General features: G+C 29.8%; 20 protein-coding genes and 3 pseudogenes. 17 read left to right on the forward strand and 6 right to left on the reverse strand.

The annotated features are described in order from the left end of the window. Positions 1-29 precede the first annotated feature (29 nt). The 3 genes and pseudogenes from dnaJ to ABXT45_RS07370 form a co-directional block, all read right to left on the reverse strand. Positions 30-1,151, reverse strand: coding sequence for a molecular chaperone DnaJ (gene dnaJ / locus ABXT45_RS07360; protein ID WP_415313510.1), 1,122 nt, complete (start codon positions 1,149-1,151; stop codon positions 30-32). A gap of 32 nt (positions 1,152-1,183) precedes the next feature. Continuing rightward, positions 1,184-3,132, reverse strand: a pseudogene (gene dnaK / locus ABXT45_RS07365) (molecular chaperone DnaK). A 62-nt stretch (positions 3,133-3,194) separates the two neighbouring features. Continuing rightward, entirely contained in the window at positions 3,195-3,830 is a 636-nt protein-coding gene (locus tag ABXT45_RS07370; RefSeq protein ID WP_415313511.1) for a nucleotide exchange factor GrpE, read from the reverse strand. A 36-nt stretch (positions 3,831-3,866) separates the two neighbouring features. On the opposite strand from ABXT45_RS07370, the gene rdgB reads away from it, so the two are divergent. After that, positions 3,867-4,469, forward strand: a complete 603-nt coding sequence (gene rdgB / locus ABXT45_RS07375; protein WP_415313513.1) for an RdgB/HAM1 family non-canonical purine NTP pyrophosphatase — start codon at positions 3,867-3,869, stop codon at positions 4,467-4,469. Here rdgB and ABXT45_RS07380 read toward each other — a convergent pair. After that, a complete protein-coding gene (locus ABXT45_RS07380) occupies positions 4,453-5,604 on the reverse strand; it encodes an ABC transporter substrate-binding protein (protein ID WP_415313515.1) in 1,152 nt (383 codons plus the stop codon). The two genes, rdgB and ABXT45_RS07380, sit on opposite strands and share 17 nt — an antisense overlap. Before the next feature lie 32 nt (positions 5,605-5,636). On the opposite strand from ABXT45_RS07380, the gene rsmI reads away from it, so the two are divergent. Then, positions 5,637-6,500, forward strand: coding sequence for a 16S rRNA (cytidine(1402)-2'-O)-methyltransferase (gene rsmI / locus ABXT45_RS07385; protein ID WP_415313517.1), 864 nt, complete (start codon positions 5,637-5,639; stop codon positions 6,498-6,500). After that, a complete protein-coding gene (locus ABXT45_RS07390; protein WP_415313518.1) occupies positions 6,490-7,083 on the forward strand; it encodes a BON domain-containing protein in 594 nt (197 codons plus the stop codon). The genes rsmI and ABXT45_RS07390 overlap by 11 nt, the downstream gene beginning before the upstream one ends. Here ABXT45_RS07390 and ABXT45_RS07395 read toward each other — a convergent pair. Further along, positions 7,080-9,368, reverse strand: a complete 2,289-nt coding sequence (locus tag ABXT45_RS07395; protein WP_415313520.1) for an NADP-dependent malic enzyme — start codon at positions 9,366-9,368, stop codon at positions 7,080-7,082. The genes ABXT45_RS07390 and ABXT45_RS07395 overlap by 4 nt on opposite strands. A 50-nt stretch (positions 9,369-9,418) precedes the next feature. Between ABXT45_RS07395 and murJ the strand changes: the two are divergent. The 4 genes and pseudogenes from murJ to ABXT45_RS07415 form a co-directional block, all read left to right on the forward strand. Then, positions 9,419-10,848: pseudogene (gene murJ, locus ABXT45_RS07400) on the forward strand (murein biosynthesis integral membrane protein MurJ); the annotation flags it as partial. Between the two features lie 98 nt (positions 10,849-10,946). Beyond that, positions 10,947-11,948, forward strand: coding sequence for a tryptophan--tRNA ligase (gene trpS, locus ABXT45_RS07405; protein WP_415313521.1), 1,002 nt, complete (start codon positions 10,947-10,949; stop codon positions 11,946-11,948). A 56-nt stretch (positions 11,949-12,004) separates the two neighbouring features. Beyond that, entirely contained in the window at positions 12,005-12,547 is a 543-nt protein-coding gene (locus ABXT45_RS07410) for a NifU family protein (protein ID WP_415313522.1), read from the forward strand. Positions 12,548-12,549: 2 nt separating this feature from the next. Next, positions 12,550-13,665 (forward strand): glucosaminidase domain-containing protein, encoded by a 1,116-nt coding sequence (locus tag ABXT45_RS07415; RefSeq protein ID WP_415313523.1) that lies wholly within the window; start codon positions 12,550-12,552, stop codon positions 13,663-13,665. Here ABXT45_RS07415 and ABXT45_RS07420 read toward each other — a convergent pair. Then, a complete protein-coding gene (locus ABXT45_RS07420; protein ID WP_415313525.1) occupies positions 13,662-14,660 on the reverse strand; it encodes a polysaccharide deacetylase family protein in 999 nt (332 codons plus the stop codon). The genes ABXT45_RS07415 and ABXT45_RS07420 overlap by 4 nt on opposite strands. A 7-nt stretch (positions 14,661-14,667) precedes the next feature. On the opposite strand from ABXT45_RS07420, the gene ABXT45_RS07425 reads away from it, so the two are divergent. From ABXT45_RS07425 to rbfA, 10 genes and pseudogenes are all read left to right on the forward strand, one after another. Further along, entirely contained in the window at positions 14,668-15,054 is a 387-nt protein-coding gene (locus ABXT45_RS07425; protein ID WP_415313526.1) for a peptidase M22, read from the forward strand. Between the two features lie 8 nt (positions 15,055-15,062). Continuing rightward, a complete protein-coding gene (locus ABXT45_RS07430; RefSeq protein ID WP_415313528.1) occupies positions 15,063-15,473 on the forward strand; it encodes a Fur family transcriptional regulator in 411 nt (136 codons plus the stop codon). Next, positions 15,451-16,818, forward strand: a complete 1,368-nt coding sequence (gene miaB / locus ABXT45_RS07435; RefSeq protein ID WP_415313529.1) for a tRNA (N6-isopentenyl adenosine(37)-C2)-methylthiotransferase MiaB — start codon at positions 15,451-15,453, stop codon at positions 16,816-16,818. The genes ABXT45_RS07430 and miaB overlap by 23 nt, the downstream gene beginning before the upstream one ends. A 3-nt stretch (positions 16,819-16,821) precedes the next feature. After that, complete coding sequence (locus tag ABXT45_RS07440; protein WP_415313530.1) at positions 16,822-17,823, forward strand: PhoH family protein; 1,002 nt, start codon at positions 16,822-16,824, stop codon at positions 17,821-17,823. Further along, a complete protein-coding gene (gene ybeY / locus ABXT45_RS07445) occupies positions 17,816-18,277 on the forward strand; it encodes an rRNA maturation RNase YbeY (protein ID WP_415313532.1) in 462 nt (153 codons plus the stop codon). The genes ABXT45_RS07440 and ybeY overlap by 8 nt, the downstream gene beginning before the upstream one ends. Position 18,278: 1 nt before the next feature. Further along, positions 18,279-19,823, forward strand: a complete 1,545-nt coding sequence (lnt, locus tag ABXT45_RS07450; protein WP_415313533.1) for an apolipoprotein N-acyltransferase — start codon at positions 18,279-18,281, stop codon at positions 19,821-19,823. Beyond that, positions 19,816-20,985 (forward strand): methionine adenosyltransferase, encoded by a 1,170-nt coding sequence (metK, locus tag ABXT45_RS07455; protein ID WP_415313534.1) that lies wholly within the window; start codon positions 19,816-19,818, stop codon positions 20,983-20,985. The genes lnt and metK overlap by 8 nt, the downstream gene beginning before the upstream one ends. A 97-nt stretch (positions 20,986-21,082) precedes the next feature. Beyond that, a complete protein-coding gene (nusA, locus tag ABXT45_RS07460) occupies positions 21,083-22,636 on the forward strand; it encodes a transcription termination factor NusA (RefSeq protein ID WP_415313535.1) in 1,554 nt (517 codons plus the stop codon). A 10-nt stretch (positions 22,637-22,646) separates the two neighbouring features. Further along, positions 22,647-24,850, forward strand: a pseudogene (gene infB / locus ABXT45_RS07465) (translation initiation factor IF-2). Beyond that, the gene (rbfA, locus tag ABXT45_RS07470; RefSeq protein WP_415313537.1) at positions 24,850-25,218 is read left to right on the forward strand and encodes a 30S ribosome-binding factor RbfA; all 369 of its coding nucleotides are present in this window, start codon (positions 24,850-24,852) and stop codon (positions 25,216-25,218) included. The pseudogene infB and the gene rbfA overlap by 1 nt, the downstream one beginning before the upstream one ends. Positions 25,219-25,223 lie beyond the last annotated feature (5 nt).

The following is a 25,223-nucleotide window of genomic DNA, read 5'->3' on the forward strand; positions in this document are numbered from 1 at the left end:
AATATTAACCTTTTTTAATTAATTAGTCTTTAGTTTTTCCAAAAACTTTTTGCTTTTTGAAAGAATTGTTTGATACTTGGATTAGACTTTTCGTTTTCAATCTTTCTAAATTTTTCAAGTAACTCTTTTTGTTCTTTATTTAAAGAAATAGGAACTTCAGTATTAACTTGGACATAAAGATCTCCATTTCCACTGCCTCTCATATAAGGCATGCCTTTGCCTTTTAATCTAAACTGTTTTCCATTTTGAGTTCCATCAGGTATTTTAATTTTCGCTTTTCCGCCATCAATTGTTGGTATTTCTATTGTGGTTCCTAATGCTGCATCAGCAATGGATATAGGGAATTCAAAGAATAGGTTTTCATCAGATCTTTTAAATAAGTCATGTGAATGAACATTTACAAAAAGATAGAGATCACCACTTGCTCCACCTTTAGATCCTGCCTCGCCTTTGCCAGCCAATCTAATTCTAGTGCCATCATCAACACCTTTAGGTATTGTAACTGATATTTTTTTTGAAGCTTGCTTGTTACCTTGACCATTACAGTCTGTACATGGATTTGTTATTTCTTCACCAGAGCCAGAACATTGAGGACAAGTTTGTTGAACAGTAAAAAAACCTTGGTTGGATCTTACTTTACCATTTCCACCACAAACTGTACATCTGTCTGGAGAATGACCAGGTTTAGAGCCATTACCTTTACAAGTGTTACATTTTTCTGTTGTTGAGAATTTTATATCCTGTTTTTTACCTTCATAGGCTTCTTCAAGAGTAATAGATAAATCATATCGTAGATCTGAGCCTCTATTGTTGGTTTTTCTCCTTCCTCTTGATTGTCCACCACCAAAATCTCCAAAAAAATCTTCAAATATATCTGAAAAATCAGCTCCACCAAAACCACCACCCTGTCTTCCACCACCTCCGCCCTCAAAAGCAGCATGGCCAAAGTTATCATAATTTTGTTTTTTTTCTTTATCTGAAAGTATGCCGTAAGCTTCACCAGCTTCTTTAAAATTATCTTCAGAAGCTTTGTTGCCTGGGTTTTTGTCTGGGTGATATTTTACAGCTAATTTACGGTAAGCAGATTTTAATTCTTCAGGGCTTGCGTTCTTGCTAACACCTAAGACGTCATAAAAATCTCTTTTAGCCATAAGTTACTTTAAGATGATAGTTGTTTTAAGTCTTAAGCGCTTTTTTCTTTATCTTCTTCTTTTTTATCTTCTTTTGTTTCATCTTCTTTTACTTCTTCAAAATCCGCATCAACTACATTATCGTCTTTTTTTGTTTCTTCATTATTATCACTGTCGTTAGGTGAGTCCTCTTTTTTTCTTGAGATTTGTAAATAGCTTCACCTAGTTTCATAGAAGCTTGAACTAAAGTTTCTGTTTTCTTTTTAATTTCTTCAGTATCAGTTCCTTTAATAGCTTCTCTCAAGTCAGTTGATGCATCCTCTATTGCTTTTTTATCAGCATCAGAAACTTTAGCACCATGCTCCTTTAGATTTTTTTCAGTTGAATGAATTAAAGTGTCTGCTTGGTTTCTAACATCAACAGATTCTCTTTTCTTTTTGTCCTCTTCTTTATTTGCTTCAGCATCTTTGACCATTTTTTCAATCTCCTCATCACTTAAGCCACCTGAAGCCTGGATTTGAATTTTTTGTTCTTTCCCAGTTCCTTTATCTTTAGCAGAAACACTTACAATTCCATTTGCATCAATATCAAAAGTTACTTCTATTTGAGGCACTCCTCTTGCAGCAGGCGCAATTCCAACAAGTTCAAAATTTCCTAACATTTTATTGTCAGTCGCCATTTCTCTTTCACCCTGAAGTACTCTTATTGATACAGCAGGCTGATTATCATCAGCTGTAGAAAATACTTGGCTTTTTTTTGTTGGTATTGTTGTGTTTTTTTCAATTAATTTTGTTGATACTCCACCCAATGTTTCAATTCCAAGTGACAGAGGTGTTACGTCTAAAAGAAGTACATCTTTAACGTCTCCTTGAAGAACTCCAGCTTGTATTGCAGCACCCATTGCAACAACTTCATCAGGGTTTACACTTTTATTTGGCTCTTTACCAAAAAAATTTTTAACTTCAGCAAGAACTTTGGGCATTCTTGTCATCCCACCAACCATTACAATTTCATCAATTTCATTTGCAGTAAGGCCTGCATCTTTAAGAGCAGTTTTACATGGTGGTAATGTTTTTGAGATTAAATCTTCAACCAAAGCCTCTAATTTAGCTCTAGTCATTTTTAAATTAATATGTTTTGGACCAGTTTTATCAGCTGTTATAAAGGGTAAATTAACATCTGTTTGTTCTGCAGAAGATAATTCAATTTTTGCTTTTTCAGCAGCCTCTTTTAATCTTTGAAGAGCCAATTTGTCTGATCTTAAATCAATCCCAGTATCTTTTTTGAATTCACCAATTAAATAATCAACGATTGTGTTATCAAAGTCTTCACCTCCTAAAAATGTATCACCATTTGTAGATTTAACTTCAAATACACCATCACCTAACTCAAGAATAGAGACGTCAAAAGTTCCACCACCTAAATCATAAACAGCTATTTTCTTATTTTGCTTTTTATCTAAACCATAAGCAAGAGAAGCAGCGGTTGGCTCATTAATAATTCTTAAAACTTCAAGACCAGCAATTTTACCAGCATCTTTTGTTGCCTGTCTTTGAGCATCATTAAAATATGCAGGAACTGTAATCACAGCTTTCGTTACTTCTTGACCTAAATATTTTTCAGCAGTTTCTTTCATTTTTTGAAGAATAAAAGCGGAAATTTGAGAAGGTGAATATTTTTCTCCTCTAGCTTCAATCCAAGCGTCTCCTTTTTCTGAATTTACAATCTTAAAAGGGGCAGCTGCAATATCTTTTTTTACAGTAGGGTCCTCAAAATTTCTTCCAATTAATCTCTTTACAGCAAAAATAGTATTTTCAGGATTAGTAACAGCCTGTCTTTTTGCAGGTTGTCCTACAAGTTTTTCTCCATCTTCAGTAAAAGCCACAACTGAAGGAGTTGTTCTTGCACCCTCAGCATTTTCTAAAACTTTTGGTTGACTACCTTCCATGATAGACACACATGAATTTGTTGTTCCTAAATCTATTCCAATAATTTTACTCATAATTTAATTCCTACCTTTCATATAAGTGTTAATTTTTAATCTACAAGTTCTGGCAATTATTATTAATTGTCCGAATTCTCTTCATTTTCCTCACTTTTGTGATCATTTTGAACTTTAGTTTTTTTGGAAACCCCAACTAGTGCTGGTCTCAAAAGCCTATCTTTTATCATAAAACCTTTTTGAATTTCTTGAACAATTGTTCCAGGTTCTTTTTGGTCATCATCAATTTCCATCATAGCCTGGTGTTGATTAGGGTCCAGTTTCTTACCAATAGAAATTACAGGAGTAATTCCATTTTTTGAGAAAATTGAAACCATATCTTTACTTATAATTTCAAAATGTTCTAAGGTTTTTTTTAAAGCATCAGTGTCTTTTAATACTTCATCACTTTCTAAAATTTGTTTTGACCTCTCTAGGTTATCAATTAGATTCAAAGCTTCTTTTGCAAAAGAAAATCCACCATAATCAAAAGCATCCTCTTTTTCTTTTTCAAATCTTCTTCTTTGATTTTCCATTTCAGCAAAAGCTCGAGCAACCTTGTCCTCTAACTCTTTAATTTTTTCTTCGGGGGTAATCTCTTTTACTTCTTCATTTTTTTCTCCCGAATCTTCTTGCTCTTTTTGAATTTGCTCTTCTGCTTCAGTCTCTTTTATTTCTTCGTTTTGACTTTCAGAATTAATGTTTTGATCTTTTTCCATGACAACTTATATGGTATGAAAATTAATAATTGCTAGATGTTAAAAAATAAAATTATAAAATTGTTGGTGGGCACTAATAATAAAGGAAAATTGAGAGAAATTAAGGATTTATTGCCTAAAAATCTTGAAATATACTCTCCACAGGACTTTAAAATAAAAAGTCCCCCTGAAAATGGCAAAACATTTAAGGAAAATTCTCTAATTAAGGCTAAATTTTTTTCCAAGAAATCAAAAATGACATGCCTGTCTGATGACTCCGGTTTAGAAATAGATGCTCTAAATGGTGATCCTGGAATTTATTCTGCCAGATGGGGAGGTAAAAAAGGTGATTTTAAAAAGGCAATGAATAGAGTTTTTAAAGAATTAGATAGAAAAGACAAAGATTGGAGACAAAAAAAAATTAAAGCTAGATTTATTTGTGCCTTAACTATTTATAGTATGGACAAAAAAATAATAAATTCTATTGGTAAAGTCGAAGGTTTTATTTCACCAATTATAAAAGGTGAAAATGGGTTTGGTTATGATTCTATTTTCATACCACTTGGAAAAAAAATTACATTTGGTGAAATGAGAGCATCACAGAAATATAAAATAGATCATAGATTTAAAGCTTTTAAAAAAATTAAAAAACTTTTTTAAATTCCCCATCCTCAGTTTTATAAAAATTTAAAATATGATTAATTTTATTATTTTTAATTTCAAAAATTCCAACTTTTCCTCTAAACAAGGTTTTTTTGGTAAACATTTTTTCATCAACAGTAGAGTTGTTTTGAAGAATTAAATAATAAACAAGTCCAACCAAGTCATAACTTAAAAATGACAATTGATTAGGGTATTGATTGTATTTTTCAAAATATTCATATGAAAATTCATCATAATTATCTTTATTTGCAGAAGGAAAATACAAGGGTTGTGAACTAGCCTCTTTTAAAAGAGATTCATCAAACCATTGATTGAGAGTAATAAAATATTTTTCTTTAGGAGATATATCCGTGTAAAGTAGTGAAGTTGTTACACTTTTTAAACTTTCATCAAAATCAGAAATCACTACTGAGTCAAACTTTACACTACCAAGGGTATCTCTCTTTTTTAATCTTTCGATTAAATACTCTTTATTATTTTGTTCTGATTTTTCCAGTCTATTTATCTCATCTTCTAGATTTTGTTTTCTAATATCATAGCGTGTAATTTTTTCAATTTGCTTAGTAAGTTTAGTGGGATCAGTGTTATAAATATAATTTTCTAATATCTTTATTTTAGAATTAGAAATAGCTTTTTCAATTTCATTTCTAAAACTTACATCTGGTGTAAGAAAAATAGTTTTTTTTATTTCATTTATCTCTATAAATTTCTTGATTGCGTTTAATTGTGATGTCGCATTAATTCCAGCATTAATAATATTCTTGGAAAAATTATCATTTTTATTTGTTAGAGCTAAGAATGTTAGTTCACTTAACTCATCTAGGTAAATTAGACTTTCGTTAAAAACTGGACCAATTACAATTTTTATTCCTAAATTAGCTAACTCTTTGGCTGCTCCTAAAGTGACCTCAGGGTTTGACTGTGTATCTTTTGGTATAATCTGAATTGATGAATTATTTATTGTATTAATTGCAAGACGTGCAGATTTAATTATAGATTGTCCTATTTCAGAGTTCTTTCCAGTTAAAGGGACAAGAAGACCAATCCTAATCTTATCATTTGCCAAAAGTGCTACTGGAGCTATTGAGAAAGCAAAAGCTAAAAAAAGTATAATTTTAATAATTTTGTTCATTTTAATGTTATTATTATAACTATTATAATTTGATGATTCTACATACTGAAAATATAAATAATAAAGTTAAAAGTGGTCTTTATATTGTATCTACTCCTATTGGAAACTTAAGTGACATCACCTTAAGAGCCCTAGAAATATTAAAAAAATCGGATTATGTACTGTGTGAGGACACACGTATTTCAAAAAATTTATTAGAAAGGTACGAAATTAAATCAAAACTTATTGCGAACCATAAATTTAATGAAAAAAAAAATTTATCAAAAGTGACTGATATTTTAAAATCAGGGTCGATTGTTTCTTTGATTTCTGACGCTGGAACTCCATCGATCTCAGATCCAGGAGCTATATTGGTTAACGAATGTGCTAGCAATGGTATAGATATCTTTCCAATTCCAGGTGCGTCTGCAGTTTCATCTGCAGTTTCTATAAGTGGATTTAATGAAAAATATTTTTTTTATGGTTTTTTTCCAGAAAAAAATAGCAAATTAAAAGAAGATTTTGAAAGACTTGCAAATTTAGAGGGCTGTATTGTTTTTTTTATTTCTCCAAGAAAATTTAACAGATCAATAAAAGATTTAAAGCATTACTTCTCAAATAGAAAAATTTTGGTTTGCAGAGAAATGACTAAATTTTATGAGGAATATATAAGAACAGATGTAGAAATACTTGAACCATTTAAATCCGATCCTAAAGGAGAGTTAACGATTGTTATTTCTGAAAAAGTAAAAAAAAAAAATTCATCGATAATATTAAAAGAATCTGATAAAATTAATATTCAAAAATTAATTAAAAAACTAAGTATAAAAGATATTACAGATTTAATAAGTCAAAACACGAATGTATCAAAAAAAGAGATTTATAATTATTGTCTAAAAATAAAAAATGAAAAATAAAATATTTTTAATAAGTTTAATTTTTTTGATCTTAACAGGATGTGTTGGGATTAGTTCAAAAGGAGTTTTTGGAACAGGAGTTAGTGTTGCGTTTGACCCAAGGTCTTTAGGCACACAAATAGACGATTCTGTAATGCAAAAAAATCTTGCTACAAGATTAGCCCTAAGAGATAAGAGCTATATATTAACTGTAAGCACAAAAGTTTTAGATGGAAAAATTTTTGTAACAGGAAAAGTAGATGAACCTGAAGAAAAACTTCAAATTACCAAACTTGCATGGGAGACAAAAGGTGCTAGGTCAGTTAAAAATGATATCACAATAAAAGAAGATTTTAACTTTCAACAATCTGCTAAAGATTTATTAATTACATCTCAACTTCGTACAGCTTTAATATTTAACAAAAAAATTAAAGCAACTAATTATCAAATTGATACTTACAAGAAAAAGATATTTATTTATGGGATTTCTTTAACCACAGAAGAAAGAAAAGAAGTAATAAACGAAGCAAAAGAAATACTTGATGTAGAAGATGTTATCGCAAGTATTGTCTTGGTCGAAGATTTAAGAATTCAAAAAAATTAATTTTTTATATAATCAATTACATCAGCAGAGTAGGCAGCAACTGATGCTAAATTTATAATTTCTGAAGTAGATGATCTTAAAGGGGCTATTTCAATGGGTTGACCTAATCCAATTAAAAGAGGACCAATAACCCTGGTATCACCTAAGCTTTTCATCATCTTATAAGAAATAGCAGCACTATGTTGGCCAGGCATTATTAATATGTTTGCATTTCCAACAATACTTGAGAAAGGATATAATTCTTTGTATTCTTCATTTAAAGCAACATCTGGCTGCATGTCCCCATCAAAATCAAAATCTACATTTTTATCTTTCAAAATTTCAACAGCTTTTTTTATATGTTTAGTTCTACTTGTTAAAGGTTGACCAAAGGTAGAGTGAGAAACAAAAGCAACTTTTGGAACAAAGCCAAACATTTTAACTACTCTAGCTGATGAAATTGCAATTTCAGCAAGCTCTTCTGAGCTTGGATATTCATTTACACTCGTGTCTCCAACAAAAATAGTTTTTCCTTTTGCAACAACCATGTTTAACCCAAACATGATTTCACCTGGTCTAGCATCTATAACTTGTGTAACCTTATCAAAAGAGGCTCCAAATCTTCTAGTATTTCCAGTGACAGCACCATCAGCATCACCACAAGCAACCATACAAGATGCCCATATAACCCTATCATTTCTAACTAATCTATCACAATCTCTTTCCAAAAGACCTTTCTCTCTTTGCATTTTTTCAAATAAAAAGTTTACGTACTTCTCTCTTTTTTTCGTATCTTCAGAATTAACTATTTCGATATCAAAATTTTCATTGTAACCAATTTCTTTTATTCTTTCTTTAATTTTAGTTTTTTTACCAATTAAAATTGGTGTACCTAATTTAGAATTTTTAAATGCTATTGCCGCTTTAAGAGTGTTTTCATCTTCTCCATCTGCAAAAACAATTCTCTTTTGATTTTTTTTTATATGAGAGTTAATACCCTGCATAATAGTTACTGAGGGATCAAGTCTTTGTTTAAGTTGGTCTTTATAAGCTTCAAAATCTTTTATAGGTTTTTTTGCAACACCACTATCCATGGCAGCCTTTGCAACAGCTGCAGGAATTACACTAATTAGTCTTGGATCAAACGTAGATGGAATTATATAATCCTTTCCATATTTAGGACGATCTCCTCCCATTGCAGCAACAACTTCGTCTGGAACATCTTCTCTTGCTAATTTTGCAATTGCGTTTGCAGCAGCAACTTTCATTTCTTCATTAATAGTCGTAGCTCTTACGTCTAATGCTCCTCTAAAAATATAAGGAAAGCCAATTAAATTATTTACTTGATTAGGATAATCAGATCTTCCAGTTGCAATAATAGCATCATCTCTTACTTCCATTATTTCTTCAGGTGTTATTTCAGGATCAGGATTTGCGCAGGCAAAAATTATTGGGTTATTAGCCATAGTTTTTATTAACTCTTTTTTCAAAGCTCCTTTGGCAGATAATCCTAAAAAAACATCAGCTCCATTTATAGCCTCTTCTAAAGTTCTTTTTTTAGTTTCTACTGCATGAGCAGATTTCCACTGGTCCATTCCTTCGGTTCTACCTCTATACACCACCCCTTTACGATCGAGCATGATTACATTTTCACTAGGCACACCACTATTTTTAAACAAATTTGTACAAGCAATTGCAGATGCACCAGCTCCATTAACAACAACCTTAATATCCTTTATTGATTTGCCACTAATATCTAGGGCGTTAATTAATGCTGCTGTAGTTATTATTGCTGTTCCATGTTGATCGTCATGAAAAACTGGAATATCTAAAATTTCTTTTAATTTTTCTTCAATTATAAAACAATCAGGAGCTGCGATATCTTCTAAGTTAATACCACCAAAACTGCATGCAAAGTTTTTAACACTATTAATAATTTCATCAGAGTCTTGAGAGTCAATTTCTAAGTCGATAGAATCTATGTCGGCAAATCTTTTAAATAAAACTGCTTTTCCCTCCATTACAGGTTTGGATGCTAATGCCCCTAAATTACCCATTCCTAAAATAGCTGAGCCATTACTTATCACTGCAACTAGATTTCCTTTGGATGTGTAATCGTATGCAGTTTCGGGATTATCAGCTATAGCTTGAACCGGAACAGCAACACCTGGAGAATAGGCTAGTGCCAAATCTCTTTTTGTAGTCATTGGTTTAGAAGAATTGATCTCAATTTTTCCAGGTTTATTCTTACTATGGAAATCTAAAGCTTCCTTATCGGTGTAATGGTCTATTTTAGTTTTTTTCATTTATGTTAATTAGATATACAAATGGAGCGAATTTAAGACTAATATGATTTATGAACTTAATTAAGTCAACAGGCACATTTAGTTTTTTTACCATAATAAGCAGATTGTTGGGCTATGTAAGAGACATATTGATAGCCGTGTTTCTTGGTGCAGGCCCGTTAGCAGACGCCTTCTTTGTGGCATTTAGGATACCAAATACATTTAGAAGATTATTTTCAGAAGGAACATTTAATGCAGCGTTTGTGCCCAGTTATTCGTCAGTGCTAAATAATAAAAAAAAGTCACAAAAATTTGCAAATAATATTTTTACTTTATTGATAGTAGGATTGTTTTTTTTAGTCCTTGTTATTGAGATAATGATGCCAATATTTGTCTTTTTGATAGCACCAGGTTTTGAAAGTGATTATAAAAAAATGGAATTAGTCATAACTTTGACAAGAATTACTTTCCCTTTTTTAATGTTTATTAGCTTGGCATCTTTTTTTTCTGCTATTTTAAATTCACATAATAAATTTGCTGTAGCTTCGGCTGCACCTATAATTTTGAATATTCTTTTAATTGGAGTATTGCTCTTTGGAAAAATTTTAAATGACGGATTGGTATATTATCTGTCTTATGCGGTAACTATCTCAGGCCTCTTACAGCTTATTTTCTTATATTTTTTTGTAAAAAAACACTTTTCTCCTAAAATTAATTTGTCATTTAAAATTGATAATAAAGTTAAACTTTTTTTCAAAAAATTACTTCCCAGTATTTTTTCTTCTGGTGTTACTCAGATTAATATTTTAGTAGGAACAATCATTGCATCTTTCCAAGCTAGCGCAGTATCTTATCTTTATTATGCAGATAGAATTTATCAAATAAATCTTGCTATTGCAGGAATTGCAATAGGAACAGTAATACTTCCTCAACTTTCTAAGCATGTTCAGGGAAATAAAAAAGATAAAATAAATCTGATTCAAAATAAAGCTTTAGAGTTAAGTTTATTTTTAAGTATTCCAGCAGCACTAGCATTACTTATTGCTTCTGAAGAAATTATATCTTCTTTATTTGGATACGGTTCTTTCAATGAATTAAGTGTTATAAACTCAGCAAAAGCTTTATTCTATTTTGCGATTGGATTACCTGCATTTTCTCTTATTAAAGTTTTTTCAGCTTTTTTTTCGCACGACATAATACAAAGGTACCTTTTTATATTTCTTTAACTTCTGTTTTGTTAAATGTGTTTATTAGTGTGGTTTTTTTCAAGGAAGTTGGGTTTATAATTATACCAATAGCAACCACTATATCGTCCTGGTTTAATGCCATTTTATTGTTTATTTTTCTAAAGATAAAAAGTTTATTTAACTTTAATTTAGTATTTTTAAATAGGTTTTTTAAAATTTTATTAGCCTCAGTATTGATGGGGATATTCTTTAGATATGTAATTCATTTTTTTAATGATAATTTACTTTACGAGGCACGCTTTAAGGCTATTTATCTAATTGGCGCAGTTGTATCAGGGCTAATATTTTACCTTTTAATTGCAATTTTAATCAAGGCTTTTAAAAAAAGTGATATTAATTTAAACTACTAGTCATGAGCAAAAAAATTTTTTCAGGAGTCCAACCAACGGGAAACCTTCATCTAGGAAACTACCTTGGTGCAATTAAGAACTTTGTAGAACTCCAAAACGAAAAAGAAAATGAATGTATTTTTTGTGTTGTGGATCTTCATGCAATAACAGTTAAGCAAAACCCAAAAGAATTAAAAAAAAATATTAGAGAAACTGTAGCTACATTTATTGCATGTGGAATCAATCCGGCACAAAGCATAATCTTTAACCAATCAATGGTTTCAGCACACTCAGAAGCTGCATGGATTTTAAGTTGTGTTTCAAGAATAGGTTGGCTTAATAGGATGACACAATTTAAAGAAAAAGCTGGAAAAGATAAAGAAAAAGCTAGTATTGGTCTTTATTCGTACCCAGTCTTGATGGCTGCAGATATTTTGCTTTATGACGCAACTCATGTTCCGGTTGGAAACGATCAAAAACAACATCTAGAACTTTGTAGAGACATTGCGCAAAAGTTTAATAATGATTTTGGTGCAATAGATTTTTTGAAAGCACCAGAGCCATTAATTCAAGAACAATTTTCTAGAATAATGAGTCTTAAAGATGGAATTAAAAAAATGAGCAAGTCAGATCCATCAGATTTAAGTAGAATTAACCTCACAGATAATAAAGATCAAATAATAAATAAAATAAAAAAAGCTAAAACAGATCCATTACCTTTGCCAGGAGGAATTGATAATCTAGCAGAAAGACCAGAAGCAGAAAATTTATTAGGGATTTATTCAAGTTTAAAAAATCAAAATTTAGAAAAATCTATAATGGAATTAAATGGAAAAAACTTTTCTGAATTTAAAGAAAAATTATCAGAAGTTCTAATTGAAAGAATTGAGCCAATCTCAAAAGAAATTAAAAAGTTATTAGAGGATCAAAAATTCTTAGATTCAGTTTTATTAGAAGGATCTGATAAAGCGGACAAAATTGCCTCAAAAAAGATGAAAGAAATGAAAGAATTAGTAGGTTTTTAACAAAATATATTTATTAATTGGTTTAAATTTAGAGATTTACCTTTATATATAAATACATGTTTGTTCAAACCGAAGTAACACCGAACCCCAATTCACTTAAGTTTTTGCCTGGAAAGACGGTTTCCAATAATGGGTCATTTGAAGTAACAAGAAAAGAAGAAACCGATAATGAATTGGTAAGGAATGTTTTATCAATTAATGGAGTAACAGGGGTATTTTTAGGAAAAGATTTTATATCTATAAATAAAAGTGAAGAAGAAAATTGGGAAGATATTAAGCATATAGCTATTTCATTGATTAATGATTTTTATTCAACAGGAAAAGAGTTTGTAATTGCCAATGAGTTGCTTGGAGAAAAAAAAAGAGAATACACTGACATTGAAAAACAAATTATAAGTATTCTAGAATCAAAGATTAGACCAGCTGTTGCAAAAGATGGAGGTGACATTAAATTTAAAGAATTTAAAGATGGAATTGTTAAGGTAGAACTGCAAGGAAGTTGTTCTGGCTGTCCTAGCTCAACAATGACTTTAAAACAAGGCGTGCAAAATCTTTTGTGTCATTATTTACCTGAAGTAAAAGAAGTTGTTGCAATATAGGTATGCAAAAAAAAATTTCAATTTTTGAAATAAAGAAATATTTAGATAAAAAAGGGTTTATTGTTAAAAAAAAAAAGAAAATTAGAACAGAAGAAAGTGAAATAGGTAATCTTTCAAGAACTTTTTTATCTAGCTTGATTATTATATCAATTTTTTTTATAGCCCCACTAGCTATCAATCTTACAAAAGAAAAAATGATATTTTCTAAAGACTATGAAAATAATTCAAAAAATAATTTAAAAAGATTATTGGAAAATGGAACAACAAAACTAGATGAAAAATTAAATAAAAAGTTTTTATATGAGGATATTTTAACATTTGATGAGCAACCATCAGATGCCATACTGTTAAGTGCTGCAACAATTGAAGAACTTTTTAAATCAACAAATTATGATTTAGAAGATGTTAGAAAAAATAAGTTAGTAAAGCCTATAAGTTTAGATCTATTACCAAAAGAGATTGTAAAAATAGAAAATACTAAAAAAAGAAAAGACCTTTTCATTCAGATAATTTTGCCTTTAGTTATTGATGAAAATAATAGCATTAAACTAGATAGAATGAAGCTTTTTAGTATTTTAAATAAAAGTAAAAACACAAAGGCAGAGCAAGAGTGGCTGAATGTAAAATTCAAACAATATGGTGTGGTAAATAAAGATTTATCTACATTAAAAATTAGAATGGATGAGGTCCCCGTTTCAATGGCTATTGCACAGGCAGCAAAGGAAACTGGTTGGGGAACATCAAGATTTGCCCAAGAAGGAAACGCATTATTTGGTCAGTGGACGTGGAGTGGAGAAGGAATAAAGCCAGCTGATGCAGAAGATGATAGCACTCATAAAGTTATGAGATTTAAGGTATTACAAGCATCTGTAAAAGCCTATCACAGAAATTTGAATACTCACTCTTCTTATAAAGGTTTTAGAAGTGTGAGAGCTGAATTGAGAGACGAAGGAAAAAAATTAGACAGCATGATTCTTTCTGAATATTTAGATAAATATGCAGAGACAGGAAAAGAGTATGTTAAAATCTTACAACAAATTATAAGACAAAATAATTTAACAGATTTTGATGATGCTAAGTTATTGCCGTCAAGTATAGATTTAGAAAGTTTAATTTAATTTTGATTCACCGAGAATTGAACACCAAACCATCTCCATATTCCATCATCATTAAGTGAGCAATTAACCCTACCTCTTCTGAATGTAAATTTTTCTCTAAAGTTTAATTTTAAGATATTTTTATTAACACTAATATTAGACTGTTCCCATCCATTACCCTCATCAGAAAAACAATTTATATTTTCTATATTTTTTTGATTCTCAAAAAATTCGACAGATAGCTTTGGAGGATTATTGTCAGTAATATATTTATCTGCAGGTTTTAAAGATTTGTATTGAAGTGGACTAAGATTAATTAAAAATTTAAATCTTTTTAGATCACCATATTTTTCATTAATTGGGAACCTGGGTAACTCATGAGGATCTTTATCAATATCAATAACACCCGAATGTTGACCAAAAGCAAAATCAAAATTTTTAGAAATAAAATCTTTAATAGTTTTGCTATATTCACCAAATGGGTATGAAAAAAAAATTGGGTTATAACCTAAGTGCTGATTAAAAAATTTAATTGAAGTATTAATATCAGACAAAAAATTTTCTGTTTCTAGATCAATCAGGTAATCATGAGAGTGTGAATGATTACCAATGTAAGCGTATGATTCTTTTTCTATTTCTTGTATTTGTTCCCAATTCATATAGCCAGTTTTGCCTACAGCTTCAGTTGAAACAAATAAAATAAAAGGAATTTTCTCTTTCTTTAAATATGGCCATGCAACTTTATAAAAAGATGAGAATGCATCATCTATAGTAATAAGTATTTTTTTTTCATTCTTTGTAATATTAAAATCTTTTTGTAAATGTTGTGGATCATAAAAATTATAATTTAGGGTATTTATTATAGACATTTGTTCTTTAAAAATATCCATTTGTATATTTGTTGAAGGATACTTATTTTCATCAAATCGGTGGTACATTAAAGAAAGAATGCCACTATCTTCAGAATAATATTTGATATTATTTTCTACTGCTTTAGAATTGATGGCAAATAACATTATTACAATGAAAAATTTAATAGTAGATGCCACAAGAGATAAAATTTTTTTAACACTCATAGTTAGTAAAAATATTTATACTTGTAGTCATGAAAATAGTAAAATTAATTTTGAAAAATTAATGATCTTAATTAATGATTTTTTAAAGGAAAATTCTTCTTTATTAGATCAAATTGATGTTATTTATGTTAACAGAGGACCAGGTAGTTTTGCAGGAATTAGAAATTCTTTAGCGACGATTAAAGCTTTATTTCTAACTAAAAAAATCAATTACTATTGCTTTAGTTTTGAAGATTTTAAGGGGTTTGAAGAAGTTAAGTATGAAGATATCCCTAGTTTATGTAAAAAATTTAAAATTAAAAAGAATTTGATTAATCCTATTTATTTAAGGTAAAATTAAACATGTCAGAAAATATTGAACAAAAATGCTTAACCAAAGGGGTCAAACTTACAGATCAAAGAAAAATTATTGCAAAAGTAATGTCAGAATCAAACGATCATCCAGACGTAGATGAACTTTATAATAGAGTTTCAAAGATTGATCCAAAAATAAGTATTGCCACAGTATATAGAACAGTAAAACTTTTTGAGGAATCTGGAATTTTAGCAAAACATGATTTTAAAGGGGGTAAGGCTAGATACGAAGAATTAAATGAGGGACATCATGATCATTTAATAGATGTTAAATCTGGGGAAATTATAGAATTTGTTGATGAAGAGATAGAAAAGTTACAAGAAAAAATTGCTAATAAGTATGGATATCGATTAGTTGATCATAAATTAGAACTATATGGGGTTAAAAAAAAATCCTAACATAATGTTAAAAAAAATTTTTATTAAAACTTTTGGCTGTCAAATGAATGAATACGACTCAAACCGTATATTTGATACAGTAAAAAAAATTGGTTTTGAAAAAACTGATATATATGAGGATGCAAATTGTTATCTTTTAAACACCTGTCATATTCGTGATAAAGCAAAAGAAAAGGTTTACCACGAAATAGGAAGAGTTAAAAAAATTTTTAGAGAGAAAAAAAAACCAATTGTAATTGTTGCTGGGTGTGTTGCTCAAGCTGAAAATCAAGAAATGTTAAAAAGAGAACCTTATATTGACATTGTAATTGGGCCACAGTCCTATCATAAAATAAATGAGGCAATATTAAATCATTCAAAAAATAAAAAAAAAGAGGAAGAAACAGAATTTGATACAATCTCTAAATTTAATTATTTAAGTAAGATTAAAAATAAAGACAGTAAAGTTTCTTCATTTTTAACAATCCAAGAGGGTTGTGATAAATTCTGTCATTTTTGTGTAGTGCCCTATACACGTGGACCCGAATATTCCAGACCTTTTGATCAAATTATAAATGAAGCAAAGGAATTAATTCAAAGTGGTGCAAAAGAAATTATTTTATTAGGGCAAAATGTGAATGCATATAGCCATAAAGATAAAAATAAAAAATTTAGATTATCTGATTTGTTATTAGAGCTAGAAAGCCTTAATGAGCTTGAGAGAATTAGGTATACTACCTCTCACCCCAAAGACATGACTGACGATTTGATAAATGTTTATAAAAAATCAACCAAACTAATGCCTTTAGTCCATCTACCAGTACAAAGTGGATCAAACAAAATTTTAAAACAAATGAATAGAAAACACACTATTGAAGAATATTTAATAATTTATGAAAAATTAAAAAAGATTAATTCCAATATAGAATTTTCAAGTGATTTTATTATTGGATACCCAGAAGAAAGTGATGATGATTTTAAATATACAATGAAGTTAATTGAAAAAGTAGGGTTTATTAATTCATATTCTTTTATTTTTAGTCCAAGACCAGGCACTGTAGCTGCTGATTTAGAACTAGTAGATAAAAAAAAATCTAAGGAAAGATTAGAAATAATCCAAAAAAAATTGTTCGAAAATCAGATAAATAAAAATAAATCTCTAGAAGGTAAGACTCTTAATGTTTTGGTTGAAAATAAAATGAAAGATGGAATTAAATTATTTGGTAGAACTGAGTTTATGACATCAGTAATTTTTGATGGCAACAGTGACTGCATAGGGAAAGTTATGCAAATAGAAATAACAAATAGTAATCAAAACAGCTTGTTTGGCATATTAAATGAAAACTACAAAAAGAAGGTAGCCTAAAAATTGAATAAAGTAGCATCAAAAAAAATTAGTTCTATTTTAAAATTTGTCTATTCTGATAACAATTCTTTGAGCGTTATATTTCAAGACAATGATTTATTAATGGGCGTTGTTGGTGAATTTAATGAAAATTTAAAAGAACTAGAAAAAATTACTGATACTAATCTATATTCTAGGGGTAATTCTATTTTGATAAAATCAACACCCAAAAAAAATGAAATTACAAAAAATGCTATTCAATTTTTAGCCAACCAGTTTGTAAATAATGGAAGTATAGAAAAAAAAGATATACTTTCTTCAGTAGATGAATTTATGATTAAAGAAAAGGTAGAAAATCAAAATGTTTCAGACATAATTAAAACTCCTAAAAAATCAGTTATTCCAAGATCTGAAAGACAAAAAGAATATGTCAGAGCCTTAAGACAAAATGATATTGTTATATCAGCAGGTCCCGCAGGAACGGGTAAAACTTTTTTGGCTGTTGCAGTTGGACTTACATTGTTACTTGATAAAAAGATTGAAAGAATTATTTTATCAAGACCTGCAGTCGAAGCTGGTGAAAGATTAGGTTTTTTACCTGGAGACATGAAGGAAAAAGTAGATCCCTATCTAAGACCTTTATATGACTCTCTATATGATCTTTTTGATTTTGATAAAATTCAAAGAATGATTGAAGTTGGTGATATTGAAATAGCACCACTAGCATTTATGAGGGGCAGGACTTTAAAAAATTCTTTTGCGATTTTAGATGAAGCACAAAATGCAACAGATACGCAGATTAAAATGTTTCTAACGCGTATCGGAGAGAATTCAAAGATCGTTATAAATGGTGATCCATCCCAAATCGATTTGCCCCATAAGAATATGTCTGGATTGAATAGATCTAAAAAATTATTAAGCCATTTAGATGAAGTCTCTGTGATAGATTTTGATCATTCCGACGTGGTCAGGCACCCCCTAGTCTCTAAGATTGTAAAGGCATACTCAGATCAAGAAAATGATTAAAATTGATGTGATTTCGGAATGTGCTCTTTGGAGTAAAAAAATAAAGAGAAATAACACTTTTTTTAACTCTATTATAAAATTTTTTCCGAAAAAATATAAATTTATAGGTAAAAAAATAAATCTAACAATTTTACTTTCAAATAATAAAAATATTAAAAAGTTAAATAAAGGTTTTAGAAATAAAAATAAACCTACAGATGTATTGTCATTTCCTTTTGAGAAAAAATTTAATCCAAAAAAATCAAACTATCTTGGTGATATAGTAATTAGCTATGAATTTATGAACAAACCAAAAAATATAAATATTTTTGAGTTTAAACAAAAAGTTATTAAAATTTTTATTCATGGATTTCTACATTTATTAGGGCATGACCATATAAAATTGAAAGATTTTAAAAAAATGAGTAAAGAAGAAGATAAAATTTATAAATTTATTCAAACAAAAGCTGCTTAACTTGCTTAAAAAAAACCTATTAAATGCGTTATATATTTTTTTTCTAGGAGCTATTAGCTCCTACAGCTTACCACCTTATAATTATTTTATAATCAATTTTTTTACTTTTTCATTATTTTTTATTTTTCTTTTTAAAAAAAGAAAAACCAACTCTAATAATAAATCTTTTTTTAAACATGGGTGGTTTTTTGGTTTTGGTTATTTTTTATGTAGCTTGTATTGGATAGCAATTTCGCTAACTTTTGATGAAAGTTTTAAATCTTTAATACCAATAGCAATAATTTTACTTCCTGCTTTTTTAGCAATATTTTATGGACTGATAACTTATTTCTTTTCTATTTTTTATTCTAAAAACATTATTAGTACATTTTTTATTTTTTCAATTTTATATGGCTCTGTTGAATTTATTAGAGGGCTCATACTTACTGGTTTTCCATGGAATTTAATTGCTTTTAGTTTTTCAGAAAGTATTTATTTTATTCAAATTCTCTCAGTAATTGGGACTTATTCTTTCAATTTAATTTGCATATCTCTGTTTACTGTACCAGCTATATTTATTTTAAGAAAAGCTAGAAAAGAAATTATTGTCTGTTTTTTCTTCATAATAATTTCTATAGGTTTTTTAATTTTTGGGAATTTAAAGTATAATCAATTTAACACTTTGGCTGATATTAAAAATAATTTTATAATAAGAACTGTATCATCTAAAATTAGTTTAGATCGATTTTACTCAAAGCAGGATGAGTTAAAGATTATCAGGGAACTAATTGTCTTGAGCAGCCCAGAGAAAAAAAAACCGACAGTTTTTTTATGGCCTGAAGGAATTATTCCAGACAGTTATTTAAGTGATATGTCTATATATGAGGAATTATTTTCGAATAACTTTGGAGATGATGATTTAATTATTATGGGCCTTAATAGTGTGGAGTCTAAAAATAGTGAAAACTTATTTTTTAATTCAATGGCAGTTTTTAACAATAAATTAGATTTAGTTGAGAGTTACAATAAGGTTAATCTAGTACCATTTGGTGAGTTTACACCGTTTAAAAAAATTCTTGGTTTAATAGGACTTAAAACAGTAACCAACGACTACCAATCTTTTTCAAAAGGTAACAACTTAAAAGCACTCTCAATAAAAAATGATAAGATAGAACTAAAATTACTTCCCTTAATTTGCTATGAAATTATTTATTCTAATAGATTATTTAAAGACAAAAACTTTGATTATATAATCAACATTTCAGAAGACGGGTGGTTTGGTAATTCTATTGGCCCAAAACAACATTTTTCACATAGTATCTTTAGATCAATTGAAAGTGGAAAGTATATAATTAGATCAGCAAATAATGGAATATCTGCCATTATTAATCCAATTGGTGTTGTAGAAAAAAAAGTTGAATTTGGCTCTACTGGTTATGTTGATTTTAAAGAGAGCAAAGTCATCAAATCCACGCTTTATATGAATTATGGGGATAAGATATTTTTTATACTTATTTTATTATATATTTTTTTAATTTTTTCATTTAAGAAAATTGCAGATGAGTAATTTAAAAAATTTTTTATTTACAAGTGAGTCTGTTTCAGAGGGACATCCAGACAAGGTGTCAGATCGTATTTCTGACATGGTAGTGGATAGCTATCTTTCGGGTGATCCTTTTTCAAGAGTAGCATGTGAAACTTTAACCACTACAAACAAAGTTGTTTTAGCTGGAGAAGTAAGAGGACCGAGCATCAAAGAAGAAGATCTTATTCAAAAAGTAAGAGAATGCATCAAGGATATAGGATACGATCAAGATGGTTTTACTTGGAGAGAAGCTACAAAAATAGAAAGCCACCTTCACGCACAATCTGCAGATATAGCAATGGGTGTGGACTCATCAAGTAATAAAGATGAAGGAGCCGGTGACCAAGGAATAATGTTTGGTTATGCTTGTAATGAAACTGAAGAATTAATGCCTGCACCAATTCATTATTCTCATAAAATTTTGAGATTAATGGCGGAAGACAGAAAATCTGGAAAATTAAAAAATATTGAGCCAGATTCAAAAAGTCAAGTTACGTTTGAATATGTTGATGGAAAACCAACCAAAGTAAAATCAGTTGTTATATCTTCACAGCACTCAGCAGATGTAGATCAGGCTAAAGTTAGGGAGTTATTAAAACCTTATTTATTAAAATCAATTCCAGAAAAGTTTTTGAAAGATTTTAATGAAGATGAATTATATATAAATCCAACTGGAAATTTTGTAATTGGTGGTCCGGATGGGGATTGTGGTTTAACAGGTAGAAAAATTATTGTAGATACTTATGGTGGAGCAGCACCTCATGGTGGAGGAGCTTTCTCTGGTAAAGATCCAACCAAAGTTGATAGATCAGCTGCTTACGCAGCAAGATATATTGCTAAAAATATTGTTGCATCTAACATTGCTGAAAAATGTTTAATTCAACTAGCATATGCCATTGGAGTTTCTAAACCTTTATCAATTTATGTAGATTTATTTGATAATGATTTAGAAAAAAATAAATTTGTAACAGAAAAGATTTCAGAGAATTTTGATTTAAGCCCAAGAGGTATAAGAGAAATGCTAGGCTTAAATAAACCTATTTATGAAAAAACAGCAGCTTATGGTCATTTTGGAAGGGTGCCTGAAGCTAACGGCTCATTTTCATGGGAAAAAACGGATAAAAAAGACGCTTTTTCTAAATAGTTGCTATTGAATTAAAAAAAAATCTTTATATATTGCCCTTACATTATTGAAATTACAGAATGGGCTTTAGCCCATTTTTTTTGGAGCTAATAAATTTATGTTAAATAGAAGATCAGATAAATTAGAATTATTAAGAATTGCTGAAGCGGTTGCTTTAGAAAAGTCTATAGATAAAGAATTGATTATTGATTCCATGGAAACTGGAATTGCAAAAGCTGCCAAATCAAAATTTGGACAGGACAATGAAATTAAAGTTTTAATAGATAGAGAAAGTGGTGATATCGGAATTTTCAGAAAATTAATTGTTGTCGAAAAACCAGAAAATACAAATACAGAAATTAACCTTCAAGATGCAATCATTTTAAATGAAGCAAACAAAGATAAAAAGATTGGTGACGAAATTTTACAACCACTTCCCTCTTTTGATTTTGGAAGAATAGCTGCGCAAACAGCAAAACAAGTTATTAGTTTTAATGTAAGAGAAGCAGAGCGTGAAAGACAATACAATGATTTCATAGACAAAAAAGATTCAATATTAAGTGGAATTGTTAAACGTCTAGAGTTTGGAAATGTGATAGTTGATTTAGGTAGAACTGAAGCAATTATTCAAAAAAATGAAATGATTCCTAGAGAAAATATTAAAGCTGGAGATAGAGTTAAAGCTTATTGTTATGACGTAAAAAGAGAAGCTAGAGGACAACAAATATTTTTATCAAGAGCACATCCAAAATTTATGGAAAAATTATTTGTTCAAGAGGTTCCTGAAATCTATGATGGTTTAATTGAAATAAAATCATCAGCAAGAGATCCAGGAAGTAGAGCAAAAATTTGTGTTAAAGCAGTTGACACTTCATTGGATCCAGTAGGAGCTTGTGTTGGAATGAGAGGATCAAGAGTTCAAGCAGTAGTTAATGAATTACAAGGTGAAAAAATTGATATTGTTAATTGGTCTGAAGATCCAGCAATAGTAGTTTCAAATGCATTGTCACCGGCTGAAGTTCAAAGAGTAAATGTTGATAGTGTTGCAAAAAAATTAGATGTAATTTTAACTGAAGAAAATTTAAGTAAAGCAATTGGTCGTAGAGGTCAAAATGTTAGGCTGGCTACTAAATTATTAAATTACGAAATTAATATAATGACTGATGCAGAAGATTCAGAAAGAAGACAATCTGAGTTTAAAGAAAAAACTGAAAACTTTGTTAAAAATTTAGAGTTGGACGAAACATTGGGACAATTACTTGTTGCAGAAGGTTTTTCTTCAATCTCAGACATTAAAGATAGCTCACCAGAAAATTTAATGAAAATTGAAGGCATAGAGGAAGACACAGCTAAGGCTTTGATTGAAAGAGCAAAAGAGTTTTACCAAAAAGATCAAGAAGACATCACTCAAAGAATTAAAGATTTGGGACTTCAAGATGATCTTATAAATCACAAAGGACTAACGCCAGGAATGTTAGTTACTTTAGGAGAGCAAAAGATTTTAAAACTAGAAGATTTTGCAGACCTTGCCTCTGATGAATTAACTGGTGGTTATGATGTTGTGAAAGGTGAAAGAATTAAGATTCAAGGATACCTTGAAGATTTTGCTTTATCAAAAACAGAAGCGGATGAATTAATTATGTCTGCAAGAAAAATAATTTACAAAGATTGAGTAATGAAATATGGAAAACAAAAAAACAAAATTAACACTTTCTGGCATAGCCAAGAAATCGATAGAGAATATAGAGTTAGCAAAAACTCAAAGTAAAAATTCCGTTGTAATTGAAAAAAAAACTAGCAAATTTGCACCCAGAAGTAACTTTAGTAGACCTGCTAGTGTTAGATCAAAACCAGCAGTAACAAATACAAGTAGCTCCCCCCCAGAACTACATCAGCACCTAAACCATCTTTTCCAATAACTAATGATTATGAAAAACGTAAGTTAGCCGAGCAAAGAGCAACCAGAAGACTCAAAGGGGATACAGGTAAACCTGATACTAAAAAAAGAGAATTAAAATTAACTGTTTCAAGAGCGTTAAGTGATGAAATTGAAGCAAGAACAAGAAGTATGGCTTCGCTTAAAAGAGCAAAATTAAAAGAAAATAGAGAACTTACTAAAGAAGAAATTCAAGAAAGCTTAAAACCTGTAAAAAGAGATGTAAATATTCCTGAAGCAATAACAGTGAGAGAGTTGTCTAACAGAATGGCTGAGCAATCAAGTAATGTAATTAAACATTTATTTGGAATGGGTGTTACGGTTACTATCAATCAAACATTAGCAGCAGATACAGCTGAATACCTAGTAAAAGAATTTGGTCACAATCCGATTAGAGAAACAAAAGCAGAAGAAATTATTCAAAAAATAAAAGAGTCTAGATCTGAAAATTTAAAGAATAGACCACCGATCGTAACCGTGATGGGTCATGTGGATCATGGGAAGACTTCGGTATTAGATGTTTTAAGAAATGCGAATGTTGTCTCTGGTGAATTTGGTGGAATAACACAACACATTGGTGCTTACCAAATACAACACGAATCTAATAAGCTAACTTTTATTGATACACCGGGTCATGCTGCATTTACAGAAATGAGAGCTAGAGGATCAAAATTAACAGACGTTGTAGTATTGGTAGTTGCTGCAGATGATGGAGTTAAACCTCAAACAATTGAATCTATAAAACACGCTAAAGCTGCGAACGTTCCAATAGTTGTAGCAATTAACAAATGTGATTTACCAGAGGCAGACCCACAAAAAATAAAGAACCAGCTTTTAGAATATGAACTTATTGCAGAAGATTTATCGGGAGATACCTTGATGGTTGAAATTTCTGCAAAAAATAAAAAGAATTTAGATAAACTAGTAGAGTCGATTGTTCTACAAGCAGAAATCTTGGATTTAAAAACTGACTTTGAATCTAAAGCAACTGGAATTGTTCTAGAATCTAAAATTGATATTGGTAGAGGAGCGGTTGCGACAGTTGTGGTTACATCTGGAACAATTAAAAAAGGTGATTTTTTTGTTAGTGGATTAAAATGGGGAAAAGTAAGAGCTTTGATTAACGATAAAGGAGAAAGTGTTAATGAAGCACCACCATCAATGCCAGTTGAAATTCTTGGAATTAATGGAGCAGCTAAATCAGGAGATGATTTTATTGTCTTAGATTCAGAAAAAGAAGCCAAAACATTAAGTGAGACTAGAGCAGATGAAACTAAAACTGGTGGAAGCCCTTTAACTTTTGCAACTCAAGATTCAGCTTTTGCTGATAAGTCAGCTACAGAATTAAATATTATCGTAAAATCAGACGTTCATGGATCTGCAGAAGCAATTAAAAGTGCGATTAACCAAATTACTCATGATGAAGTAAAACCTAAAATAATTTTATCTGACATTGGAATGGTAACAGAAACAGATGTAACTTTAGCAAAAGCATCTAACGCCACATTAATTGCATTTAATGTTAAGCCAAGCAAGGAAGCAAAAAAATTAGCAGAGAATGAAAAAATTATAATATCTTCTTACAATATTATTTATGAAGTTTTAGATTATATCAAATTAAAAATGTCAGGACTTCTTGCTCCAGATGTTCAGGAAAAAATTATTGGTACAGCTCAAATTCTAGAAATTTTCAAAGTTTCAGGTACAGGAAAAGTTGCGGGTTCAAAAGTTACTGAAGGTGAAATAGCTAGTGGAGCGAGTGCAAGAGTAGTAAGAGATGGGGCAATTATTTATACGGGTAAAATAAGTACTATTTTCAGAGAAAAAGATCAGGCAAAACAGGTCAGCAATGGTCAAGAATGCGGAATAACACTTAAAGACTTTATTGATTTCCAGAAAAACGATACAATAGAGGTGTATAGTACGACTACGACGGAAAGAACGGTATAATGGTTGATAAAACAGGAAAACCCGTATCACAAAGACAATTACGTGTTGGAGAGATGATTAGGCAATCTTTAGGTATGATTTTTGCTAGAAATGAAGCTAAAGTGCCAAATTTAGAAACTAACACCATAACGGTTACAGAAGTGAAAATGAGTCAAGATCTTAAAATTGCAAAAGCGTATGTATTACCTCTAGGGGGAAAAGATACAGAAAAAGTTATTAAAAAATTAAGAGAATACTCTTTTTTGATTAGAAAAGTTTTATCTAAAAAAGTATTTATGAAATACGTACCAAAGATACTTTTTGCTAAAGACGATTCTTTTGAGTATGCGGAAAAAATAGAAAACTTAATAAAACAAACAAATAAATAAATAGG

This window comes from Candidatus Pelagibacter sp. Uisw_106, from assembly GCF_047724975.1.
Classification (GTDB): domain Bacteria; phylum Pseudomonadota; class Alphaproteobacteria; order Pelagibacterales; family Pelagibacteraceae; genus Pelagibacter.